Genomic DNA, 3,150 nt, shown 5'->3' on the forward strand with positions numbered 1-3,150 from the left:
CGCTTCGAGGGCAGAGCTTGACGCGCGTGGAGCGGTGGCAGCTGCCACCGCTCCAGAGAGATCTAGAATTTGGTGATGAGAGGCAGCAGCGCCGCCGCTTGGCTTCCCAGGACCGGCACCCAATAATTCGCGGCGCGGTAATCAGGGCCATGATCGACCGCCATCACCCCAAAGACATATCCGATCATCGGCAGCGTCCACAGCAGACGCCCGCCCAGGTCCACGCCCATCAACACCAGCGCAACGCCGAGCACGGCTCAAAGCGGAATCAGTCGTTCCATGATTTCGCGATGACGGACTATTCGCCATGCGCTTTCCCGGTCATCGGCGCTAACCTGCGATACGAGGCCCATAGCTTCCCCTTTTCATCAACGGTCGCCGGCGATCATCCAATGGCTTCACGAAAATGTGAAGAGCGTTTCGCGCGCATTGTCGTCAATCCGTTGTATAGCCTTCATCGAGCGAGGGCGAAGGACTGTGACAGCGGCCTTTCGCAAATCCTCTCGCTCAAAGGAGGTGATGTGATTTGACAGCATATGAAGCAGCTCAATTGACGATCGCAGCCGTCGCGCTCGTGATTGCAATTGTGAAGCTGGGGAAGTCCGATAAGGGCTGATCCAGCGGGGCGGGTGGTCTGACAGGGCCGCCCGCCCTAAAAGTTTGAACCCGCCGTGTGACAGCACGGCGGGTTCAGGTAGGTGCGTGAAATGAATCAGCACACGAAGCATTGCCTATATAGCCCTTTTCCCTTGCCAATCCAATAGCCGGCGTGCGCGCGGCGCGTTCCCCTCCTGTTCCGTTTGGCGCATAAGCGCCCAATGGCCGCGAACTACAACCGCCCCAAGCCCATTGATCCTATCTGGTATCGGCAAGGCTGCTATCTGCGCATCCAGTGCGCTTGCGGTCGCCGCGTCGTCGCCCCGCTGGGCGACTTCGCCCGCTCACGCCGCATTTCTTTCGATACCCGCATATACGAACTCATCGCGCGGCTTCGGTGCAGCCAGTGCCGCCGCAAACCTTATGCGGACGTGTCGCGCAACCGCTCGGGCAATTAAACTGACGGAGGATCCGATTACTCGGATGCTTCCGGCGCTATCCGTTGGGCATGTCGCCGGCGACATGCCGCAGCGCCCGCTAGGTCGCCGCTATGCTATGACCTGGCGGGCGCTTTTCCTAGATTGAGGCGGCAATGCCGCCGCGCCCGCTGTTCGACTTCGGGGCCTGTTCCTGCCCCCTGCCGCAAGGGCTGGACCGTCTCGGCCGCTATGCGGCCTCGCTTGGCGATCAGGCGGGTTTCCCCGCCCTTCCTTCGCTTCGCTCCGTGCAGGACGGGTGATTCCCCTCCCCCCTGATCGGCCCTGATTTGCGGCATTCCCCGGCCCTGCTCGCCGCTGGGCAGAAGTCGATGACCCGTCATCGCCTTCGGCTCCATTCTAGGCAGGGAAAACAGCACATGACCGACATTCCGCTGGCCACAATTCTTCGGATCAACGCCGCCCGCACCATCCCGCTCACTCGCTATGAGGAAGAGGGCAATTTCGACCGCTTTGGCTACATCAAAGACCTTGCCGAAAATCATGGCGCTGACCTTCCCGCTGTCATCGAGATTGCCGACCTACTAGGGCCGGAGGAAGATTTTGACGGCCTTGTGACCACCATCGAGGACGCCGCCGAGGGCTTCGGCTTTGGTGCTCTTATTGTCGGGGGGGCGTGAACATGGGCCAGGAGCTTATGACGCCCGCGCAGATCGCGGATATTTGCGACGGCCGAGACAAGGCCATAGCCCTTTGGCTCAGCCTCTATGACACCTACCATGCAACCCGCGACGAGGCGGCCCGCCTGACCCTTGGCGGCGCACTGTCGCTGTCATGTGGCCGCGACTGGACCGAGGACACGTTGACCCGCGCTTTTATCCAGTCGCAGCCTATCGACCAGCGCGACAAGGAGACGGGAGCGCGCAAGACCATCGACGCACGCGACAATTTCGAGCGCGTCTTGACGCACACGATGGACCGCCGGTGCTGGGCGGCCCTCATGGAGCAGCTGGGTTTTGACCAGCTGCTAGATCAGCAGGCCCGCAAGGAGTTTCATGACGGCTTGCGCGATGATCCCGTGCCGTTCACGCCCGACAACTGCGCCGCCACTTTCGGGAATATCTGGACCAACCGGCGCGACCTTTATTTGCGCGGCATCGCCAACGTCTTCGCCAAGCTGGATCGCCGCTTTCGCTCGCACAACGGTTTCAAGATCGGCGCGCGTCTCATCATCGACCGCGCCTTGAACGAATGGGGATCATGGGACCGCTACGAGCGCCGCGACACGTTGCGGGACGTGGAGCGCGTCTTTCTGGAACTGGACGAAAAGCCCCCGGTTTCAGAGGGCCACAGCATCGCCTCACAGGTTGCCGATTCGGCACGCGTGCGCGGATCGCTGCCAACCGTGATCGAGGGCGACTATTTCCGCGTTCGCGTCTTCAAGAATGGGAATCTGCACATATGGTTCGAGCGTGACGACCTTCTGCAGAGCGTGAATCTGTTGCTCGCGGAATATTACGGCGAGGCTATCGGTGATGGCTATGAGACGACCGAGGCAGAAGCGGCCCCGGCCTATCATATCACGCCCGCTAAGAACTTCGGCGCGTTCATGACTTCCCCGGAGATCGCCGCCCAGGTCATCGAACATGCGAGGATCAGCACAGGCCAGCGCGTTCTAGAGCCTAGCGCGGGAAAGGCCGCGCTTGCTTCGGCCGCGCGCAACGCTGGTGCCGATGTAACTTGCGTGGAGCTGCAACCCGGCTTCGCCCACGAACTACGCGTAATCCACGGCTTTGCCGATGCGATCGAGGGCGATTTTCTCGCATTGGACCCGGCCCATTACGCACCGTTCGACGCGGTGATAATGAACCCGCCTTTTGATCGAGGCCGCGACTGTGACCATGTGCGCCATGCCCTCGCCTTTCTCAAACCGGGAGGCGTGCTGGTGGCAATCATGAGCGCGCGGGCAGAGTATGGCGAGGATCAGCGCCACAAGGCGCTACACCGCATGATCGCTGGTTGCGAGGCGATCTATTTCCACGGTCGCAAATGGATCGACCTTCCCCCCGGTTCTTTCGCCCACGCCGGAACCAACGTGAACACTGTTTTGCTTGCG

At 61.3% G+C, this 3,150-nt stretch carries 4 protein-coding genes; all 4 read left to right on the forward strand.

The annotated features are described in order from the left end of the window. Positions 1-530, forward strand: a 530-nt coding sequence (locus tag AX735_RS25500; protein ID WP_231749971.1) for a hypothetical protein, incomplete at its 5' end; no start/stop codon positions are given. A 288-nt stretch (positions 531-818) separates the two neighbouring features. After that, on the forward strand, positions 819-1,055 hold the full coding sequence (locus AX735_RS00770; protein ID WP_008831822.1) for a hypothetical protein: 237 nt from the start codon (positions 819-821) through the stop codon (positions 1,053-1,055). A 398-nt stretch (positions 1,056-1,453) separates the two neighbouring features. After that, positions 1,454-1,714 (forward strand): hypothetical protein, encoded by a 261-nt coding sequence (locus tag AX735_RS00775; protein WP_008831823.1) that lies wholly within the window; start codon positions 1,454-1,456, stop codon positions 1,712-1,714. A 2-nt stretch (positions 1,715-1,716) separates the two neighbouring features. Next, positions 1,717-3,150, forward strand: a 1,434-nt coding sequence (locus tag AX735_RS00780; protein ID WP_231749972.1) for a DUF4942 domain-containing protein, incomplete at its 3' end; no start/stop codon positions are given.

This window comes from Blastomonas sp. CCH1-A6 (assembly GCF_001556365.1).
Classification (GTDB): Bacteria; Pseudomonadota; Alphaproteobacteria; order Sphingomonadales; family Sphingomonadaceae; genus Blastomonas; species Blastomonas ursincola.

Excerpts from the sequence above, each read along its gene's own strand:
- AX735_RS00770 (WP_008831822.1), top strand. The coding sequence starts at position 819 with ATGGCCGCGAACTACAACCGCCCCAAGCCCATTGATCCTATCTGGTAT.
- AX735_RS00775 (WP_008831823.1), top strand. The coding sequence starts at position 1,454 with ATGACCGACATTCCGCTGGCCACAATTCTTCGGATCAACGCCGCCCGC.